This is a genomic window from Shewanella sp. FDAARGOS_354, from assembly GCF_002209245.2.
Classification (GTDB): domain Bacteria; phylum Pseudomonadota; class Gammaproteobacteria; order Enterobacterales; family Shewanellaceae; genus Shewanella; species Shewanella xiamenensis.
Map to the genome: position 1 here is coordinate 128,148 of NZ_CP022089.2, position 17,865 is coordinate 146,012.

Annotated in this window: 17 protein-coding genes and 3 pseudogenes; 11 read left to right on the forward strand and 9 right to left on the reverse strand. The window is 49.2% G+C overall.

From position 1 onward, the window contains the following. Position 1: 1 nt before the first annotated feature. The 4 genes from CEQ32_RS00665 to CEQ32_RS00680 are packed head-to-tail and all read right to left on the reverse strand — an operon-like array spanning position 2 to position 6,445. Complete coding sequence (locus CEQ32_RS00665) at positions 2 to 3,448, reverse strand: ATP-binding protein (protein WP_226871862.1); 3,447 nt, start codon at positions 3,446 to 3,448, stop codon at positions 2 to 4. Further along, positions 3,445 to 4,098: a DUF4194 domain-containing protein gene (locus CEQ32_RS00670; protein WP_088585322.1), complete on the reverse strand. Its 654-nt coding sequence runs from the start codon at positions 4,096 to 4,098 to the stop codon at positions 3,445 to 3,447. Before CEQ32_RS00670 ends, CEQ32_RS00665 begins: the two co-directional genes overlap by 4 nt. A 2-nt stretch (positions 4,099 to 4,100) precedes the next feature. Beyond that, positions 4,101 to 5,570 (reverse strand): DUF3375 domain-containing protein, encoded by a 1,470-nt coding sequence (locus CEQ32_RS00675; RefSeq protein ID WP_088585323.1) that lies wholly within the window; start codon positions 5,568 to 5,570, stop codon positions 4,101 to 4,103. Then, a complete protein-coding gene (locus CEQ32_RS00680; RefSeq protein WP_088585324.1) occupies positions 5,567 to 6,445 on the reverse strand; it encodes a helix-turn-helix transcriptional regulator in 879 nt (292 codons plus the stop codon). The genes CEQ32_RS00675 and CEQ32_RS00680 overlap by 4 nt, the downstream gene beginning before the upstream one ends. Positions 6,446 to 6,526: 81 nt before the next feature. On the opposite strand from CEQ32_RS00680, the pseudogene CEQ32_RS23240 reads away from it, so the two are divergent. Beyond that, positions 6,527 to 6,682 (forward strand): annotated as a pseudogene (locus CEQ32_RS23240) (type II toxin-antitoxin system RelE/ParE family toxin); the annotation flags it as partial. Between the two features lie 122 nt (positions 6,683 to 6,804). Here CEQ32_RS23240 and CEQ32_RS00690 read toward each other — a convergent pair. Next, a pseudogene (locus CEQ32_RS00690) lies at positions 6,805 to 7,445 on the reverse strand (transposase); the annotation flags it as partial. 283 nt (positions 7,446 to 7,728) lie between these two features. On the opposite strand from CEQ32_RS00690, the gene CEQ32_RS00695 reads away from it, so the two are divergent. Both CEQ32_RS00695 and CEQ32_RS00700 read left to right on the forward strand, forming a co-directional pair. Further along, positions 7,729 to 8,034 carry a helix-turn-helix domain-containing protein gene (locus CEQ32_RS00695; RefSeq protein WP_004249763.1) on the forward strand — a complete coding sequence of 102 codons (306 nt, stop codon included), beginning with the start codon at positions 7,729 to 7,731 and terminating at the stop codon, positions 8,032 to 8,034. Continuing rightward, a pseudogene (locus CEQ32_RS00700) lies at positions 8,031 to 9,281 on the forward strand (type II toxin-antitoxin system HipA family toxin). Before CEQ32_RS00695 ends, CEQ32_RS00700 begins: the two are co-directional and overlap by 4 nt. A 65-nt stretch (positions 9,282 to 9,346) precedes the next feature. Here the strand turns inward: CEQ32_RS00700 and CEQ32_RS23300 are convergent. Further along, the gene (locus CEQ32_RS23300) at positions 9,347 to 9,568 is read right to left on the reverse strand and encodes an AbiEi antitoxin N-terminal domain-containing protein (RefSeq protein WP_205403036.1); all 222 of its coding nucleotides are present in this window, start codon (positions 9,566 to 9,568) and stop codon (positions 9,347 to 9,349) included. On the opposite strand from CEQ32_RS23300, the gene CEQ32_RS23305 reads away from it, so the two are divergent. Together CEQ32_RS23305 and CEQ32_RS00715 are read left to right on the forward strand one after the other, a co-directional pair. Continuing rightward, positions 9,555 to 9,737 carry a nucleotidyl transferase AbiEii/AbiGii toxin family protein gene (locus CEQ32_RS23305; RefSeq protein ID WP_041412043.1) on the forward strand — a complete coding sequence of 61 codons (183 nt, stop codon included), beginning with the start codon at positions 9,555 to 9,557 and terminating at the stop codon, positions 9,735 to 9,737. The two genes, CEQ32_RS23300 and CEQ32_RS23305, sit on opposite strands and share 14 nt — an antisense overlap. A 580-nt stretch (positions 9,738 to 10,317) precedes the next feature. Continuing rightward, complete coding sequence (locus CEQ32_RS00715) at positions 10,318 to 10,563, forward strand: type II toxin-antitoxin system CcdA family antitoxin (RefSeq protein WP_014610893.1); 246 nt, start codon at positions 10,318 to 10,320, stop codon at positions 10,561 to 10,563. An 18-nt stretch (positions 10,564 to 10,581) separates the two neighbouring features. Here the strand turns inward: CEQ32_RS00715 and CEQ32_RS00720 are convergent, their stop codons facing one another. Continuing rightward, positions 10,582 to 11,676 (reverse strand): RNA-guided endonuclease InsQ/TnpB family protein, encoded by a 1,095-nt coding sequence (locus CEQ32_RS00720; protein ID WP_088585325.1) that lies wholly within the window; start codon positions 11,674 to 11,676, stop codon positions 10,582 to 10,584. Positions 11,677 to 11,722: 46 nt separating this feature from the next. Between CEQ32_RS00720 and tnpA the strand changes: the two genes are divergently transcribed. The 5 genes from tnpA (at position 11,723) to CEQ32_RS00745 (ending at position 15,948) form a co-directional block, all read left to right on the forward strand. Continuing rightward, positions 11,723 to 12,127, forward strand: a complete 405-nt coding sequence (gene tnpA / locus CEQ32_RS00725; protein ID WP_069453179.1) for an IS200/IS605 family transposase — start codon at positions 11,723 to 11,725, stop codon at positions 12,125 to 12,127. A gap of 106 nt (positions 12,128 to 12,233) precedes the next feature. After that, positions 12,234 to 12,506 carry a CcdB family protein gene (locus CEQ32_RS00730; protein WP_069453183.1) on the forward strand — a complete coding sequence of 91 codons (273 nt, stop codon included), beginning with the start codon at positions 12,234 to 12,236 and terminating at the stop codon, positions 12,504 to 12,506. Between the two features lie 354 nt (positions 12,507 to 12,860). Then, positions 12,861 to 14,228, forward strand: coding sequence for a type II toxin-antitoxin system HipA family toxin (locus tag CEQ32_RS00735; protein ID WP_014610930.1), 1,368 nt, complete (start codon positions 12,861 to 12,863; stop codon positions 14,226 to 14,228). Next, positions 14,225 to 14,605, forward strand: coding sequence for a helix-turn-helix transcriptional regulator (locus CEQ32_RS00740; RefSeq protein ID WP_086904820.1), 381 nt, complete (start codon positions 14,225 to 14,227; stop codon positions 14,603 to 14,605). The genes CEQ32_RS00735 and CEQ32_RS00740 overlap by 4 nt, the downstream gene beginning before the upstream one ends. Positions 14,606 to 14,739: 134 nt before the next feature. Beyond that, the gene (locus tag CEQ32_RS00745; RefSeq protein ID WP_001206290.1) at positions 14,740 to 15,948 is read left to right on the forward strand and encodes an IS4-like element IS10A family transposase; all 1,209 of its coding nucleotides are present in this window, start codon (positions 14,740 to 14,742) and stop codon (positions 15,946 to 15,948) included. A 157-nt stretch (positions 15,949 to 16,105) separates the two neighbouring features. Here CEQ32_RS00745 and CEQ32_RS00750 read toward each other — a convergent pair whose 3' ends face one another. Next, complete coding sequence (locus CEQ32_RS00750; protein WP_014610929.1) at positions 16,106 to 16,447, reverse strand: type II toxin-antitoxin system HicB family antitoxin; 342 nt, start codon at positions 16,445 to 16,447, stop codon at positions 16,106 to 16,108. Then, positions 16,444 to 16,698: a type II toxin-antitoxin system HicA family toxin gene (locus tag CEQ32_RS00755; protein ID WP_088585326.1), complete on the reverse strand. Its 255-nt coding sequence runs from the start codon at positions 16,696 to 16,698 to the stop codon at positions 16,444 to 16,446. The genes CEQ32_RS00750 and CEQ32_RS00755 overlap by 4 nt, the downstream gene beginning before the upstream one ends. Before the next feature lie 232 nt (positions 16,699 to 16,930). Between CEQ32_RS00755 and CEQ32_RS00760 the strand changes: the two genes are divergently transcribed. Next, entirely contained in the window at positions 16,931 to 17,830 is a 900-nt protein-coding gene (locus CEQ32_RS00760; protein ID WP_088585327.1) for an IS982 family transposase, read from the forward strand. Positions 17,831 to 17,865 lie beyond the last annotated feature (35 nt).

Sequence of the window (17,865 nt, forward strand, 5' to 3'; positions counted from 1 at the left end):
GTCATGTCTCCACGGAACCATTCACGTCTGAAGCCTGCACCTCAACAATCGGGACCTCAGAAACCAGCGTGCTGTAGCTGCCGAGAGCCTGATGTTGAGCCAGCCGTTGCCGATACTCCTCGATGGTCATGTTCAGCAGCATGGATCGATTCTGCTTCAGATCGACAAAGTGCACATGGCGGACATAGTGCTCGATGACATCGAGTTTTTGCAGGGGGGTGACCAGCAGCAGTTGCAGCCCCAGCTTCTTGAACAGCTCCAGCCCGAAGCGGGTGCTGTCTTTGGAGCCACGAGCGAAAGCTTCATCGATCACCACCAGATTGAAGCGGCGCTCGGCACGGGTCTGGGTAGTCTCGCTGCCGACCAGCCTGTATTGCAGCAAGATAGCGGCGGCCAGAATGGAGTAGGCCAGTTTCTCCTTCTGTCCCCCCGATTTACCACCGGAGTCGGAGTAACACTCCTTCTCGCTGCCATCCTCCCGGAAGCGTTCGATAACGTTGAACAAATGCCAGAAGCGCACATCGACGACCTTCTGGGTCCATTTTGCATCTTGTCGCATCTGCTCGATCAGTGACTTTACTTGTTCGAACTTCTGCTCCGAGTAGAGGTTGTCATCCAGCGTGTGCTCGACACACTGTTTGAGACGCTGCTTGAACTCGCGGATCTCCACATCAGGGGAGGAGACGCTGTCAATCTCGATAAAAGTGCCGATCTGGTAGTCCAGTGCATACAGCGACTGGTTAATGAGCCGGATGCGGGCACTGATCTCCTCTTCATGTTTGTCGAGCTGGCTGCGAAACAGCGCCATGGCGCGGATGGTGTCGCGGTTAAGCATCTCCTTGAAACGCGCTTCGTGGCGTGGCAGATCCTCCTGCTGCAGTTGTTGGAGGAGCTGTTGATATTCCTTCAATGCCGCCAGACTCTTGTCCAGTTCACTGGCATCGTTGGGAAAGCGGTAGTGGAAGGTGCTCATGGCATCGATCATTTGCCCCTCCTTCTTGCGCCGTTTCTCCTCCAGATGTTGCACCCGCTCGTTGAGTTTACCGCGCAGCAAGCTGGTCTGGTTAGTCAGCATGTCGAAGCGCAACCCGGCGCTGGCACCATACTCCTGATAGAACTGGGTCAGGGTCGCAAAACAGCGCTCGCGCAAGATCGGCGGGACGCTAGCCAGCAAGGCCTCTTTTTCCGTCAGGGCAAGGGTATCGGTCTCAATCTCACTCTGTTGTTGCCCCACGCTGGTTAGCAGGTTATCGCGCTCGCTCCCGAGTGCCTTGAAAGCTTGCTTGGCCAAGGTTAATTGTTGCTGCAGCGTCTGAAGCAGGTCCGAACTCTGCTCCAGTATCTGTACTTCTTGCTGTAACTGTTCTATCTGCTCGCTAAAACGTGGCCAGTTAATCTGTTCAAACCCCAGATTGAAATCGGCCAGTCTTAACGCCTGATGACGCAGTTTGTCGAGCATGATGCGGCGCCGCTCCTGTTGTTGCAGCTGCTGCTGGCGTTGTTGGATTTGCTGCTGCAACTGGCTGTACTGTTGGGCCAGCAGTTGGATCTTCTCCTTGTTGCTCCAGCCCAGCACATAGCGGCTCTTATCCTGCAGGGCGTGCCTGTCGTCTTTCTCATGACGTGAGGGGCCGGATTTGATCTGGCCGTTGATGGATAACGCCTTGTCGCTGCGGCGAAAGGTGGCCAGATCCTCGCAGCAGAGATAGTCAAAGCGTTGCAGCTCTTTGTGCAACCAGTCGTATTGCTCACAGGCCGGTTTTATCTCCAGCTTGCCCAGCAGCGAGCCAGGCGTCGCCGGGCTTGGCAGATAATCGGCAGGCTGGCGTACCCGGTAATAGACCAGGCGACTGCCCAGATGGGTTTTTTCCACCCATTCGCTGATCGTGGGGTAGAGTCGCTCCGGCACCAGCAGGCTCAGGGCAAAATTGTGCAGCACCCGCTCCATGGCCCCTTGCCAGGCGAGCTCCTTACCCTTGACCTGCAGTAGCTCACCGACAAAGGGGAGCTGGCTCTCATCTAACCCCAGTTCGGCACAGAGTCGCTCGCGTATGGCCAACTGCTGAGCGGGAATGTTGCTCTGGCGTTTCTTCAGGGCGGCGAGTTCGTCGCCCAGTTGCTGCAGTTGGGCGCTCTGCTGCCACTCCTGCTGCTTGAGCGTATCTCGCTGCTGCTCCAGTTGGGCCAACTCGCCCATCAGTGTCTCGGCCCTTTCCTTGGCGGCGGCCTGGTTGCTGACAAAGCAGTCGAGTTCCAGAGTATCCGGCAGGGCCAGGGCTTGGGTCAGATCGCGATAGTCTTTGTAGTGATGGCGAGCCGTGTCGCGCGCCTGACTCAGGCGGTGCATCTCCCCCTGCAGCTGTTGCAGGCGGCTACCGCCATTTTCCAGGATCTGTTGATGCAAGGTGGCAACCTGTTGCTCCTGCTCACCGAGCCTACGATCCAGGCTCTCGCGCTGCAGTTGTAGCTTGTCCAGGTTCTGGCGGCTGCGCTGCAGTCGCTTCTGATAGAGGGAGATGGCATGTTGTGCCATGAAGCCATCGGTCAGCTCCCGACACTGCTGGATATGCTGTTTCTCCTGTTCGGCCTGCAGCACGTCCTCCCCCAGTCGGCTGACAGGCTCCAGCAACTCGACCTTCTGGCGGGCTGCGACCACCGCATCATGCAGCCGCTTGAGATCGTCATAGTTGCGCTCCAATTCCTGGATCAGCCCCTCGACATCGGGCTGGGTCAGCATGTTCTGGCGTACGAAGTCAGTGACCGAGCCCACGGACTTCATCGAGATGGTCTGATTGAAGAGATCCAGCGCCTTGCCATCGTTACCCAGTCCCAGCGCCTTGCAAAAGGCTTGCTGATAGGGGCCAAAGCTGTCGAACAGCTCGCAGCCACCCTGCTGTTTTAGTTGCTTTTTCAGTCCGGCTATCTTGTCACCAAAGCCGCTGAAGTGGTTGGCGATGGTAAGGGGCTGCTCGGCCACCAGAAACAGTCGCTTGACCCGCTTCTCTGCGGGTGGCAGCCAGCATACCTGGGCCAGGGTCACGCTCTGTTGCAGGGCGGCGGAGTGGAACTGGGCCAGCAGAACGCTGTAGTGATCCTTGCCGCGCAGGCCGACCGGACGCGCCTTGCCATAGTCATCCTGCTGGGAGGTATAGAAGCCATGGAAGTAGGACTCCAGCGAGCGTTCCTTCTCCTCGGCGCCTGCCGCCTTGTTGAAGGCCAGCTTGCGGGTGGGAACCAGCAGGGTGGTGAGACCGTCCACCAGTGTCGATTTGCCACTGCCGATGTTGCCGGTCAGCAGGCTGTTGTCGCCCTCTACGGCCAGATGCCAGATTTGCTGATCGAAGGTGCCCCAGTTGAACACCTCGAAACGCATCAGGCGAAAGCCCTGCAGGGCCTGGTTTGGCAGGCTGTGCTTGGCTGAGATTTGCGCGTTCAGCTCACTATTCACTCGGTGTTCTCCTCGTTGTACTCTTCAGCGTTCTCTGTCGTATTCCCGGCGACAGCCAGTTTTTGCGCTAGTAGCTGGTTGAATTCCACTATCTGTTCGGCGGTGACAAAGGCCTTGAGAATGCGCGGCACCTCGAAGTCATCCGGATGCTTGGGTAGCATTGAGAGGAAGCCCATCTCATCGCATTTTTTGATCAGCGCATCCAGCTCGCGGCGTTGCTTTACCTCATTACCCACCTCGGGGTAGTAGGGTAACAACCACTGGTGGATCTCCTGCCGGGTGACGATGAGGCGGGGCGCACTCTCTGCGCTGTCGTGCTCGGCCAGCCGCTTGCGCAGGCAGACCAATAGCAGTGTCTGGCCAAAGCTCAGGTTACGGCGGCTGATCAGGCGTGGTAACTCCTGACCGGACTCTTCTTCCGCGCTCTCGGGCTGCTTCAAGAAGGCGTACCCTTCGGCCTCGTCGATCAGCAAGGAGAGGCCAATCTGCTGGAAGTAGTCGCGGATGCTGTGTTGTTCGCGCAGTAATACCTGCCAGAGATCCCGTTGCCGATGCAGATAGAGAGGGCCCTTGAGCAGCCGGATGAGCACGGCAGACTTGTCCCGTTGGGCATCCGCCCCCAGTGCGCTTGTTTCATGGATGGTCGACATGGTTACAGCTCCCTGACAAAGGTGATGGCTGGAATGCGCAATATCCGCCAGAGTTCAGGCTCGGCCTGCCAGCGGATCTGTTGTTCCCGGGTGGTGTCGATGTGAGCAGGCAGCGTTTGCTCGCAGGCCAGCTTGATATAGGTGAGCACCTCATCCAAGCCATGGCGTATCGGGTAGTGTTCGATGACCTGGGCCAGGCTCACCTGACCTTGATAGTCACTCAGACAACGTTGGATGTGGCGTTGCAACTGCTGTTCGTCGATATGGCTCACCTCGAACAGGGTACGCAGATCCACTTCTGCCTGTGGCACGGCTTCGGCTACCGAGTTATTGAACTGTTCGCTCTGCGGCGGATGGTAGAGACCGCGACTCAGCAGTACAGAGAGCGTGGCCTGTTGCTCTGACACAGAGGCAAAATCCGGATAGCTGCGGCTATCAAGCCCTTCCAAGCGATGCGCCTGTGCCTCGAAGTCGCGGATCAGTTCCAAAATGCGTTTATTGTCCTGGGATTGCTCTTGGATGTAACGGCGCAACTGGTCGGTGATCTGCTGGCGGGTGATGTTCACCTTGGTTCCCGCATCCAGCAGGTAACTGTAGAGATGGCTGAGCAGGGTGTCCTGTTGCACCAGATTTCTCGCCTCTTCATGTTCTAGCAGTGACTGCAGGTTCTGGCGCATGGCACTGCGCATCTGTGGCGTCATCAGTAGCTCGAAGAAGGCGCTGAAGGACAGTCCTTCGTCCGAGCTGTCGATGACATCCTGATCGCCAAACACCTGATCCAGTACCAGTCCCTTATGCAGGCCACTCTGGGTGATGGTCTTGCGTGTCTCCTTGTCCAGACTGCGGAAGTTGGCTTCCACTTGGCGAAAATCCCCCAGCAGTTGGCGCGAGAGATCGCCCAGAAAAAACAGCCGTTCGCGGATCTGGGTCGCTGACATCCCCGTATCCTGTCCCTGCTCGACGGCACAGATGGCCTGCTCGATCTCGGCCTTGCGAGCGCTCAGGGTGGCGAGCTTGGATGCACTGTCTTCAGTGGTGCCGTGGACCAGCTCTCCGATCAGATCGAGCAACAGTTTGAGCCGTGACTCGGTGCCGACAAACCGGCGCCCCTGCATCTCCTCGATCCAGCGCAGGGCTTTTTCGATCTCGGGCAACAGGTCGCACTCGGGTTCATCGCTCTGCAGTGGCAGGTATTTGCGCAGATAGCCGCCCCGGCTGTTGATCCAGTCGTCGACATAGGCGCGGGCACTCTTGGGAAACAGCTCGGGACCATGGCTGTCGGCAATGTCCTGCAGATGATGTTCCAGTGCGTCGATCAGTTCCTGATAGGGGATGGCACGGCGGTTTTTAGCCAGAAAGGCCCGATGCAGAAAGCTGGCGAGCAGGGCAAAGTGAGGGGAGCGCAACAGACGCAGCGCCAAGCTTTGCTCCTTGAACTGCTCCAGAAACTCAAAGCTCAGATCCTGATTCATGGGGCAACTCCAGGCAGCAGGCGGCAGTTGGTCAGTGTGGCGACTACGTCATGGTTGGCCAGTCTGAGCGGATGGGAACGGGGATCGAGCCGGGCATCTGGTGAGCAGTCGACTCGCCACTGTTGCAACAAGTAACCCACCAGCGCCTCGCGCACTGTCAGCGTTAATTGTCCATCGGTCATGCCATAGTCCAAGGCTATGGCTTCTGGGTGGACAAGCGCGGGGTGGGGGACGAGTGTCAGCGTCATCTGTCGCTGCCAGGCGAGATCTGCCTCGCGCTGTTCTGTGTTTGGGGCTTGCGCCAATTCATGCACTTGCAGCAGGCGGGTGGTGACGAAGTCGCGAAACTCACCATGCCGCCGGTCGTAGGCGCGGACATGCCAACGGTGGCCGTTGTTAACCAAGACATGTGGGACCAGCTCACGCTCTGTCTCACCGGAACCTAAGGAGTGATAGCGCACGCTGATGGCCCGCCGCTGCGTGATGGCGCGCATCAGGGTGGCTATGGTGTTGCTGTCTGGATGGATGAGGCGGATGGCATCAACACAGTGTTCGCCGGGTGGCGAGATCTGTTTTACGCCTTCACCCATACCCTGGCTCAGGCGGCTGAGCAGGGTTTCCGGCTCATGGTTAAACAGCGGTACAAATTTTTGCGTTATGTGATAGCGCTTGGTTTGGTGTTTGAACTCTAGGTTTTCCGGAGCCAGTTCACGGTATAGCGCCAAATCCCGGGTACAGGAGGCAGATCCGACCGCAAACTGGCGTAGCAGATCGGTTTTGCTCACCTCGCCAAAGTAGTAGAGGCAGAAGTCTATAAACTCCAAGCGGTTACGTTGAGCATGAGGATAGAGATGAAAATCACCAAGTCTTGACATAGGACTTCTCATTTTGCTTTAGTGCGCTTTATAGTATATGGCTAATCAAAATGATGCAATCATTTTGATTAGATGGTGGCGGTTTTGCTCACCAACCCACGAATTGGAGAGCAACTGTTCCAGTTTGAGCCCTGTGAGGTTAGGAGGATTTTGGTTGGGGAGTACGATGTTCGTTATGAGATCCTTGATTCGATTATCTACATGCTGCGACTATGGTATACGCGAGAAAATCGTTGAACAAAACGCCCGCGCAATCCCGCTCCTTTAGGTGCGGGCCAAGCGGGAGGTGTATTGTAGTTGGTAACACTGCTTCAGTTTGAGGGGTAACTACCTTGAAAAACACCGATCTTGCTGTAGTGCAGCAAATTTGGGGCCACTGGCAACTGATGGTTGCTATCTGTGGTCACCTTGAACTTACGACCTGCTTTGGCTTTTAACCCTTGTCTTTTCACGCTGTTCAATATTGTTTTCAGGTCTGCATGGTCGCCATTTTCAGCCAACGCAACCTGAATACGGCGCGCACCGTCACGTTGCTTACCTTGCGTAAAAGCCTTATTGATTTTCTCGTCCAGCGCGGCCCGCCGTAGGGCTTTCTCGCCAGGTTCTTCACCGGTACGACGCCACTGATAATACCCACTTCGCGATACACCAAACACAGCGGCCATGCGCAGCAGGCGGAACCTGTGTTGGTGCTCCAGCAAAAATTCAAATGCAGCTACTTTTGATTTTTCGCGAAGTAGGTTGCGGCCTTTTTTAAGATGGCTAAATCCTCAGCCTGATCAGCCAGTTGGCGACGTAACTTAGCTACTTCGGCCGCTAGTTCAGCTTCACGCTGGCTGGTAGTGGATTTTTTCTCTGATGCATTACGCCAGTTGTAAATCTGGGTTTCGTATAGCTTCAACTGCCGTGCTGCTTCGGCCACGCCAACACGCTCGGCCAGTTTCAGGGCTTCGGTTTTAAATTCTGCGGTATAAGTCTTACGGTTCTTTTTAGTTGTCATAGGCACCTCGTTATGTGATTTTACTCACTTAGCGCGGTGTACAGAACTACTGGATCAGATCACACAAAAGTGTGATTTGGTTGCCTTTGAAATTCAGGGATTCACATCATCGCTTTGGCCAACGCGCAATCTAAACCTAAAAGTGGGATATAAATCCTATAATATTCAGTAAAGTGGGAATATAGTCCTGCCTTTCACATGTTAGAGTTGCTTTGATTTCAAAGTTGGACTATATTCCCATTAATGGCTGAATAGTGGGAATATAGTCCCTTTGGTTGGTGATGTGGCTAAGCGTGATTTACACAATGTACTGTTTCCAAAGCAACGCAAAATCCTGACTCATTTTGGTGAGGACTTGTTGTTGGCGATGAAACGACGTGGTTTTACAAAAAAGCTGCTGTGTGAACGTACTGGTTTTGATCATAAAACCGTGAACAAAGTCTTCGCAGGTGATCCGGGCGTTGCCATAGGCACTTACTTAAAAGTAATGGCCGTACTTGGCATGGAAAGCAACTTTGCGGAAATGGCCGCTCATGATGAAGTGGGTATCAAGCTGCAAAACATAAAATTGCTGGAAGGTTCAAGATGAGCCGTGAAATCGTCGAAGTCTATGCCGACTGGCAGCCAATCGAAGCGCCACTGCTAATAGGGCGGCTTACTTATAGCGATTCAAGCCGAGGTGGCGTGTTTAGTTTTGCCTACGATAAAGCATTTTTAACCTCAGCCTGTCGCTTGCAAATTGATCCAATCTTGACGCTTCACTCCGGTGAACTCTACAACGATGAAGCCGATAAAAACTTTCGCGCATTTCTTGATTCATCGCCTGATAGATGGGGACGTATTTTAATGCAACGGCGTGCGGCGATTGATGCGCGCAAAGGCATTCGAGCAACAAGTCGATTAAACGAATTGGATTACCTGTTGGGCGTGCACGACTCTTACCGGATGGGTGGTATTCGATTTAAGCGAGCAGGCTCGAATGCTTTTTTGGACGACAATTCTGAATTTGCTGCGCCGCCAATGGCTTCTTTGCGAGAGCTAGAGCACGCAGCCATGCAGATTGAAAAAGACGATGACATCGACAGTGACGAGTATTATCGCTGGTTGAAAATGCTGATTTCTCCAGGCTCATCATTAGGTGGTGCAAGGCCCAAGGCTTGTGTCACAGATGAACAAGGCCACTTGTGGATTGCAAAGTTTCCCAATCTAAATGATACCCATGACGTGGGCGCATGGGAGATGGTCTGTTATGAATTGGCTTTGGCGGCAGGTGTTGACATGTTTCCAAGTGAGATCAAGCAGTTTTCGTCACAGCACCATACCTTTTTAACAAAACGGTTTGACCGCGATGGCGAAAAGCGACTGCATTTTTCATCGGCCATGACACAGCTTCAATACTATGATGGTGAACAATTTCAAGGTGCCAGCTACTTAGAGATTGCTGAATTTATTTCCAATTATGGTGCGCAAACCGAAGCTGATTTAGCACAGTTATGGCGACGTATCGTGTTTAATATTGCGGTGTCCAACACGGATGATCACCTGCGTAACCATGGGTTTTTATTAACAAAGAATGGTTGGAAGTTATCACCCGCTTATGATTTAAACCCGATAGTGGGTTAGCATGGCCTGCATCTGAATATTACCGATACAGACAACGCTCTAGACTACCAATTAGCCTTTGACGTAAAAGACTTCTTCCGACTTTCGCAAACCCAAGCCACGCAAATTTACGATGAAGTATTAATGGCGGTTAAGCAATGGCAAACCGTTGCTAAGCGGCTAGGGGTCAGCCGAGCCGAGCAAACCATGAAACAATCAGCGTTTAACGTTTAATGGTGAGCTTACGGCAGCGTAGCTCAACTTATTTCAATTAATAATCAACAGCTCCTTTTTACGTATCAAAGCGCCTCTGCCAACTGATTTGAACCACTTACTTTTTTGTATCGATCTTGTAATTGTAAACTATACCCTTTTTCTAGTAGCCATGAAGAGTTCAGTACAACACCTTTAAGTGCTATAAAAAGTAGTTGGTTTATTTTGCTTTGATTTTCTAAACTCGTAGGATAAAAGTAACTTAAAGCTGTGGAACAAGGAGGCGCAAAGGATATGCGCCCTGTCATTGAGAAAGAACTTCTTCATTACGACATCTTGTATGCACTGGATGAAGCTTGGGTACTCGATAACTTGGTTTTTCAGGGCGGAACTTCACTGCGTTTGTGCCGAGAATCAAATCGATATAGTGAATATCTTGATTTGCAGGAGGTAGGGACTTCAATAGTAAGATGTTAATTGCAATGAAGCAGGTCATTGAAAAGTATATCGGTAATCGGTATGGGCTTGAGTTGTAGCTCGTAGCATGTTCAGTGACATATGATGCAAATTAGCGACATTTTATGCCGCATTCTCCCGGTAAATTTGGCAGGCATCCTCGCCAAATATTACATCTAACTGTTGACGGCGAAACTATTCATGGTGACCCAGAACGTATTCACGAATGTCCGTCCAACCACGAGCCCCTGCAATGACGGCACTGAGTGCACCAAACTGAGCATCAAATAATGCTTTCATTTAGTTGTTGCATAGGCCCATTGCACGATTTAATGAATACAGGGGGAGTATATAGCATATAAGGCGCAGCAAAAAGGACGGCCTTCGGCTGGGAGACGCTTTGGCGTTGCGACGCAACTGCTAGAACGCCACTACGTGGCTCTAGGGTTTAGACTCTAGTAGCGATGCGCTTAAGCATTCTACGAATGCTGTTTTACTGCTGCAGTTTATAGATACACTCAGCGCCATCTTTGATGGCTTGTTATATATCCTATCCATACTTATAATTTATGCGCACAAACAACGCGCATGGGTTATTGTTATGAGAAACAAATATAGCAATCAAGTACACAAAAAAGCTACAAATTTAAGCTTAAACAGTGAGTTATTAGCGGAAGCTAAACGCCTGAACATAAATCTTTCAGCGACAATGGAAAAGGCTCTTGAGAAAGAAGTAAAGCATCGCCTAAAAGCCGAATGGTTAGAACAAAATGCCCAAGCGATTAACGCTTGCAATGAATTGGTTGAAAAACAAGGCTTATTTTCTGATTCTTACCGAGTATTCTAATTTGACATCCTCCCCGCGCTAAAGCACGGGGATTCCTACAGCTAGACGGCGATGCCCCGCCGCGAGAATATTGGTTGCCGCGTTTATATCGCGGTCGTGCTCTGCTCCGCACTCAGAGCACACCCATTCTCTTATTCCAAGACCAGTTCTACCTTTCGGACTGCTGACGGGGATCGCCCCACAGCTCGAACAGGTCTGGGTGGAGTAGGATTCATTGACTATTTCGAACACAACTGACCGCGCTATCGCTTTATATTCCAATTGTGTTTTGAGCATTGACCAGCCTGCGTCTAAAACCGATTTTGCCATTTTAGTTTTCGCTAACTTGGAGCTGCTCACATCGCCAACAAATATTGCGGCATTTTCATTGACCAGCCGCGTACTAAATTTATGCAAAGCATCTTTGCGACGATTCTTGATCTTCGCATGAATGGCCTTGACTCGCTTTTTCTTATTTGCTCTTTGGGCAACGCCTAAATCCGCCTCTAGATCGCGGTAGAAGTTCCCCCGTTCTAATTTAGCCCCATCACTGCAAGTTGCCGTATCTTTTAACCCTAGATCGATACCGATGGCTGTCTTTCCAGAGGTGGGCGCTGAGGCGCCTACATGAACACACACATTAAAGTACCAGCGTCCTCTTGAGTCTTCAGAGAAAGATCCTGAAGTAAACTCGTATTGTGAAAGCCCGTAGGTATCCCAAACCTTAAAGTGCTGTTTTGCGAATAAGACTTGCCCACTCTTCCACTTAGCAGAACCTTTTTTAAACGGCACAAAGCCAAGAGAGTGTTTAGAGCCTGAGCTTATTCGCCAACGTAACTTCGCTCGTTTGAATTGTTTTCTTGCTTGGGCGTGTTTGGCGCAGACCTCTTGAGCTGTGTGGGATGGAATAATAAATCCAGATTCGTTCCTAAAACTTAGAATCGGTTTTTGCACATCGTAAGCCGACATCCAGACAGGTCTAATCGCGCCAGCATCGCTATAGTTGCGACTCGCTTTCATGGTTAGTTCGTTGGCCAGGTTAAAGCATTGATTTACTTCATACGCCATCTGTCTTAACAGCTTCGCATGTTTATCTTTTACCCTAACACTTAAAGTTTTGGTCTGAATGCTCATAATGCACTAATATAGGTTCTTTAAGCTTGATTGTAAAGGTTGGCCTATGGAATTACGAAGAGGAAGGCACTGCGTATTTATGATGCATGTGCATCTTATTTTTATTGCTAAATATCGTGGCAAGTTATTTACGGATGCGCATCTAAAAACGATGCGAGACATCATGGAAAAAGTCTGTGCGGATTTTGAGGCTGAGATCGTAGAGTTTAACGGGGAGCAAGACCACGTTCACCTGTTAGTGAACTACCCACCGAAAGTGGCTATATCGAAGCTGGTTAATAGTCTAAAGGGGGTTTCTAGCAGGAAGTTGAAACAGTACTATCCAAATCTTCATAAGCCAGCCTACATGAAAAATGCACTTTGGTCGCCCAGCTACTTTGCAGGATCTGTTGGGGGCGCTCCAATAGACGTATTAAGGCAATATATTGAGCAACAAGATAGGCCGCATTAAGTTGCTTCGCAACTTGCGCTATCCTTCCCCGCGCTAAAAGCACGGGGCTTGTCGCGCATTTTGGTCACAGTTTGCCTTATACCAAAACCACGATAAGAGCACTGCAATTGCATATCCTTACTTTGTTGATGTTCAAAGTGAATTGCTTAATATCTTGAATACTCGGTTAGTTATTCCGCTAACACCTGTCGAACTATTGGAGAAAAAAGCCCCTAGGCATTTATGCCCTGTGATCCATATCGATGAGGGTGACTTCGTGATGTTAACTCACCAAATGGCAAGTGTACCAACGAAGATTTTACGTGAGCCTGTCAATGAGTTGAGTAGTTTCAGGGATGAGATCGTAGCGGCTATCGATTTTTTGATTACTGGCATATAACAGAAGCTGGAGCGTTGCTCGAGATGTATGGACTCCTTTGGCTAATCTTTGAATCGATTAAGACCGTATCCTCTTAGTGGGAGGGAGTCCATACATCTAGGAACGCCGTTTTACCGCTGCAGGTTACTGAACGGGCTCCGCCCGGACGGTGAGCTTGCGAGCGTTCAGTCAACCGTCAACGTCTTTGCTTTTCCTTCCATCTTATTTTCTCTGACTGTTTTTGCGTTTTTTAGGTGTCATTAATTAGTATTTTTCTTAATTGCTGAGTGCTGTAGGTTGCATTAATTAGCTGTTTTATCTATTTTTGAGTGCTATAGTGTTCATTAATTGTCGTCTGCTTTTAGGGGTTAGGTAATGCAAATTTTAACGGTGCAGATGAACATTGCCGGAGAATGGCGTGATGTTGCTTTGGTGGAGTTTTATGCGCCAGATAAGGGCACTGGCGGGCCATGTGTATTAAATTATGAGATCGAACATGTCACGTCTTACTTCCATCAATTTGCGCAAACTGCAGTGAGTGTATCGTTACCCGTTGATAATATCCCGTTGCGAAGCCCTCACTGGCATCGTTTTTTAGAAGATATTATGCCAGCAGGTTCCAGCCGGGATTATTGGGTTAAGCGGCTTGGATTGCAGGATTTGCCTAATTTGGAACGTGATTTCCAATTGTTGAAATATGGAACTATCGCGCCAATTGGCAACTTACGTATAAAAGAATCGGTGCCTGAAAAGGCTAAAAGATCATTACCTGTTACCTTTAGTATCGCTGATGTCAGTGAGTTGCAGATTGATTTTATTGAGTATGCCCAGTCTCGCGGTGCAGCAGCAGGTGGCGCTTCCGGCGCAGGCGGGGCGGCACCTAAGTTATTAGTGCGATTAAATGCGCAGCAAGATGTTTGGATTGATACCTTTCAAGATGATCCGCGTAATCTCGATCAGCCTTATTTAGTTAAGTTTCCAAGGGGTAAAACCACTCTGGATGGCGATATTTTGCGAGCAGAGTATCATTTTTATCATGAGCTTACACAATTGGGCTTTGAGACTATTTCCGTTGAGTCGATGAAGCTTATTGAAGCTGAACGTGGCCCTTCTTTATGGTTGCCACGCTTTGATTACGGTGTTGAGGCGGGAGCAATGGTGAGTTATGGCATGGAGTCGGTTTATGCCATTTTAGGTGAGCCGACAGCAAAGCCTTTGCTACATGCCGATGTGATTAGACGGCTTTTGGCCGCGTTTAATAAAAAAGAAAATTATGGTAATACCAGGACGCTACTCGACGTTGAGGCTGAGCTTGAAGGCAAGAGCGGCATTGAGGCGTTTGTGATTGAATGGGTACGTAGAGATTTATTAAATATTGCCTTTGGAAATTCAGATAATCATGGCCGAAATACCTCTTTTATCAAGTATGGAAACCGCGTCCAGCTGGCACCCATTTATGATTTTGCGCCAATGAAAGCAGATTATGAGATGATCACTCGTACCTTTACCTGGGGTGAGGGAATGGAGTTAGGTGGCGTGTATAACTTTCCTGCAATTGCAGAACATTTATCTGATTTACTGTCGCCTAATGAGTTAATGAGCGCTTTGAATGAAACCGCTGCTCGTTTGCTTGGTCTTGAGCAACGTTTACGTCAGCGGGGTGTGCCAGAATCGATTCTTGCGCATTCGGGAATTGGTTTTGCCACGTTAGAAGCGAGAATGCAGCAATGGGGGCTATTATGACGGTTTCATCTAATGTTGCAACGGATTCGATTGAAACAAAAGGCAGAGGTGGTCGAAAAAAAATTTCGGTTAATCGAAAGCCTTTGACCCTTAAAGATAGGGAAGATTTATTATTAGCCGCTACATTGGATCTCTTTTCGGGGAAAAAGACTCAAGGTCAAGTACTTAAATGGCTGAGAGTTGAGTTGTTATCACTGAGCCAGGACCAATATGCCAAAATGGTTGGCGTTAGCCGTAAAGCATTGTCTGATATCGAAAGTGATAAAGGCAAAAACGGTGTTGAGTTGATTAATCGAGTTTTTAGCGGAGTCGGGTTTCGTATAGCATTAATGCCAAAGGATAGTGTCGTGCTGAAAATGGCGGTAGAGGCGATTTAGAAGCTAAGATCTAGAACGCCGCAAAGCGCTGAAGAATCCCCTGATGATTTACAAATAAATCATCAAATTAGAGTGGAAGCGCATCTTGTTGCATGATCAAATGGTTTCGCTAAAAACTACACTTGGACAACAAGATGCGCGAAGCCAATATCCTACAACATTCTTTACACCAATACTGCCCAGAACTTCACCTAAAACGATTAAACAGCTTGATGCTGGCCTCTAAGGCACTGATTGAATGTAAGACACTGACCTTGACTGAGTTAGGTCGAAATTTACCAACCACGGCCCGAACCAAGCACAACATCAAGCGCATTGATCGTTTGCTCGGCAACACGCATCTGCATCAAGAACGGTTAGCTGTCTACCAATGGCATGCCAGCCTCATCTGTTCTGGTAACCCTATGCCGATTGTGCTCGTCGATTGGTCAGACATCCGAGAGCATAAACGCATCATGGCTCTGCGCGCCTCAATAGCCTTCAATGGCCGCTCTATTACCCTGTATGAGAAGTCCTATCCCCTATCAGAACAATGCTCTAAGGCCTCCCACAACGGTTTTTTAGCGGACTTAGCCAAGATTTTACCTTTGCATGTTACCCCTCTCATCGTGACTGACGCGGGGTTCAAAGTGCCTTGGTACAAAGAGGTTGAGGCGCATGGTTGGTTTTGGCTAAGCCGTATTCGCGGTACAGTTCAATTTGCAGATATTGGCGCTGAAAATTGGCGTGCAGTTCGCAGTACACATGACTTGGCCAACGGTCAAGCGAAGAGCCTGGGTTGTAAGACCTTGACCAAAACTAACCCTATCAATTGCCATCTCACGCTTTATCGTAGCAAACCTAAGGGGCGTACAAATCAGCGTTCAACGAGGACTAATTGCCACCATCCATCGGCAAAAACGTACTCAACATCGGCGAAAGAGCCTTGGGTGTTAGCCAGCAATTTACCACCAGAATCTCGGAGCCCAAAGCAGCTGGTAAACCTGTACGCCAAACGTATGCAAATAGAGGAAACCTTTCGTGACCTCAAAAGCCCGGCATACGGCTTTGGCTTACGCCAAAGTCGTACCAACAGTCCAGAGCGATTCGACATCATCCTACTGATAGCGTTGATGGTTCAATGCCTGTTGTGGCTAGTTGGTTTACACGCACAGCAACAGGGCTGGGATAAGCATTTTCAGGCCAATACCATTGGGCATCGAACGGTACTCTCAACGATTCGCTTGGGATTGGAGGTGCTCAGGCGGCCTGATTATCAAATCACGGAGAAAGAATTGCTGGCGGCCTGGGTATTATTCGCCAATCAGTTGCTCAAATATGGCTATGCTATGGCTGATTTATGAGGGGATCCTTCAGCGCAAAGCGACGACTGCCTGGGTGCAGATGCAAGTCAGGAATTAGATCGCCAAGCCCATGCTTTAATTGACATGGTGAACCCCGTTTAACATTAGCTATATGCCAACACTTGCATCCCCGCAAAACGAGGAACAATTTTCCGTCCTACGCTGAATGTGCAATGTAGTCATTGACTGCATTTTCTACCGCTGCATTCAAACTAATGCTTTGCGATAGCGCAATTTCATTAAGTCGAGCGTGAACCTCTGGCGAGATCCGAACGTTGAATTTGCCAGAGAAGTTTTTGTAAGGCTCAATGCCACGCTCCTGACACATCTCTAAAAAAACGCTTAATGACTTCGCGCCCTCGGCTTCCAATTGAGCGACGCTTTCACCATAGAAATCCGCGCCGCCGTTTAAGCCTACGAACTCACCACGGAATGTTTCAGCGTCTGGATCATAATCAATAAAGGCTTTTACCCCGTTGATCATCATAAGATTTTTCATGCTTTCACCCCGTTCCTTTCTAACCATTTTTTGATGCTTATCACTGCGTCTTTGTCAGTTTCTTTCTGAGGATGTGGGCGGTGATATACCTGAACTTCACCAAACAGCACCACACCAATTCGAGACCCCTCACGCTCTTCAATGTCAGCCCCTAGAGCAATAAACAGCGCTTCAATATCAGACCACTTGATAGTTCCGCTGATAGGCCTAGCAAAGATAGCCGTCAACGTTCTTAAATGTTTTTTGTTCATAAAGTCTCATAATCCGTTAAATCGATAGTACTACTTTTTAGTATCATTTCAAGCGAATTTGGTACTATTTTTTAGTACCACCAATCAAAATGCATTAGCGGCAATTGCCCACATTGATACGGGGTCTGTAGTTAACCTGAGCTTCGGATAAGAATTTAGCTCCCAAAAGGAACTAAATGCTCGTTCCCTGATCCGATCATTCGACCAAGAGTGATTAGAAAAAGGAACGAGCATGAACAAACTAGTTGAAACTTACTGTGATGTCGATGATTTCTGTCAGTTATTTATCCCACATTGGCAACGCTTATTGCTTGATAATGGTGAAATGAAGCGTAATAGACCTTGTCGCCTTTCTCCCGCAGAAGTGATGACCATTATCATTCATTTCCATCAATCACATTACCGAGATTTCAAAAATTATTATCTGCACTATGTTTGTCGCCAGCTAAAACCCTATTTTCCAGAGTTGTTGAGCTACACTCGTTTCCTTGCATTAATGCCTAGCGTCGTTGTCCCTATGTGTAGCTATCTGACTTCAAAGCTTGGAAAGCCAACGGGAATTCAGTTTGTCGACTCCACTAAAATTGAAGTCTGTCATATTATTCGAGCGAAGCGAAATAAGGTTTTTGAAGGCATTGCCGAACATGGAAAGGGAACTATGGGCTGGTCGTTTGGATTTAAACTGCATCTTATTATCAATCACTTGGGTGAAATTGTAGCGTTAAAACTGACGAAAGGTAATGTCGATGACAGGCAACCTGTCAGTGAAATGGCTGAGTCTCTTTTTGGTAAGCTTTATGGTGATAAAGGCTATATTAGCCAAGCCCTAACAGGTGAGCTTTTGGAAAAGGGCGTTGAGTTAATCACCACAGTTCGTAAGAACATGAAGAAAAAGTTTATTTCTCTATGGGATAGAGCAATCTTAAAAAAGCGATTCATCATTGAAACAGTGAATGACCAATTGAAGAACATTTCCTATATTGAACACTCAAGACACCGCAGCGAGCATGGGTTCATGCTCAATCTACTTGGTGGATTGATTGCATATTGTTTAAAAGAAGAAAAGCCATCGTTAAATCTAACAGCTCAGGAGCTTGAACTGTTAGATAGCTCTAATTTAGTGCTGGCTTAACCAGATCTGAGGTTAGTTAGTAATTTTTGTGTTGT